The organism is Paenibacillus sp. P3E (genome assembly GCF_001909045.1).
Taxonomy (GTDB): domain Bacteria; phylum Bacillota; class Bacilli; order Paenibacillales; family Paenibacillaceae; genus Paenibacillus_AQ; species Paenibacillus_AQ helianthi.
This window is the reverse complement of sequence record NZ_LVWH01000110.1, coordinates 1-1,310: the sequence shown is the minus strand read 5'-3', so window position 1 is coordinate 1,310 and position 1,310 is coordinate 1. Positions and strand designations below refer to the sequence as shown.

Genomic DNA, 1,310 nt, shown 5'->3' with positions numbered 1-1,310 from the left:
ATTTCACATGATTCAAAACATGTGAATAAGTTTCTTTATTATCCGCCAAAAACTGAACAAGAACTAAATGCTATTGTTGATATATTTAATGCGGATAAGGAAAAAATAAAATATGCAATTGAATTAGATTCGTTACCTTTAGAAATTATTAAACATATCAGTCATATACCAATTACAGAACTGGTAAGTAGCAGAACTGATGAATCACAATCAACATTATCTAACTTTTGTTTTTTCCTAAAGCAGCACCGAGAACGTAGGAGGTTTACATTTACCGCATTAGCTAAGTCGGTTGGTGTGTCTTCGCAATATATTTACTGGTTAGAAAAGGGCAAAAGAGGAATTCCTGAACCATCTATTCTAAAGCGCATTGCGGTAGCAGTGGGGGCACCTTATGAAGAAATGATGAGGAAAGCCGGATATTAATATTTTTCGAATCAGAGGTGAGTTGAGCAACTAGTAAAATAAAGGGTGAGTTATATATAAACGATTAGGAGGCGGAGTACAGTGTTTTTCTTGTTCTTTTTTCATTATGCTAGGTTTGCACTAAAATATGGTATTGAAATTAGTGTGGAAGAAATGAAAGAATTCGAACAGTTTTTAATTGAACACCCCTTGTTAGGTACAAAAAGTCTAATTGGCGAAAAACTCTTTAAAGCGATTCATTGTCATAAAGAATCAGGAGAGGGCTTTATCTTAGAGAAAATCGATGAGCATGGAAATAATACAATATTGTTTAGAGGAAGAAATAGAAAAAGTGACTCAGTCTCAATATTTATGAGTGCAGACATGTGGGCACCACCATCTGGTTATTCAAGTCATGGGCGTTATAATGCCATTGGCGTTCCAGTTCTTTACTTAGCAGATGATAAAACTGCCATACCTTATGAAATACATACTGCTTATGATGAAGATGTTGATATCGGTACATTTCAGTTAGAACGAAATCTTATTTTTTTTGATATTGAAGAGTTGGATGATGAATTTGAAGGTTTTTTTGTAAATGCTAGTATAGATAGTCGTCAGTTAAAGCATTCATATCTATTGCCCAATTTTATTGGGGCGTGTTGCAATTTATTAGGTTATGATGGTGTTAAATATAAAGGAACTCGTGGGAATGATCTTAATTATACAAACTATGCGTTGTTTAACTATAAAGACAAAAAAGATGTAAGTATATTAGGCAACCCAGTTAGTTATAAGCAAATATTAGACCGGAAACTTGAAGTATAAAGTAACTAAGTAACCATTTTACCGGTTTATATCCGATTTATGATTTTAGTGAGATCTAAGGTTACAGCAACTCAGTT

2 protein-coding genes are annotated in these 1,310 nt (G+C 33.3%); both read left to right on the top strand.

What is annotated here, in order from left to right:
- Positions 1-426: helix-turn-helix domain-containing protein (locus A3842_RS31510; protein WP_178382329.1), on the top strand; the 426-nt coding region annotated here is incomplete at its 5' end.
- An 81-nt stretch (positions 427-507) separates the two neighbouring features.
- Positions 508-1,233, top strand: coding sequence for an RES family NAD+ phosphorylase (locus tag A3842_RS10160; RefSeq protein WP_074101286.1), 726 nt, complete (start codon positions 508-510; stop codon positions 1,231-1,233).
- The last annotated feature ends 77 nt before the right edge of the window (positions 1,234-1,310 follow it).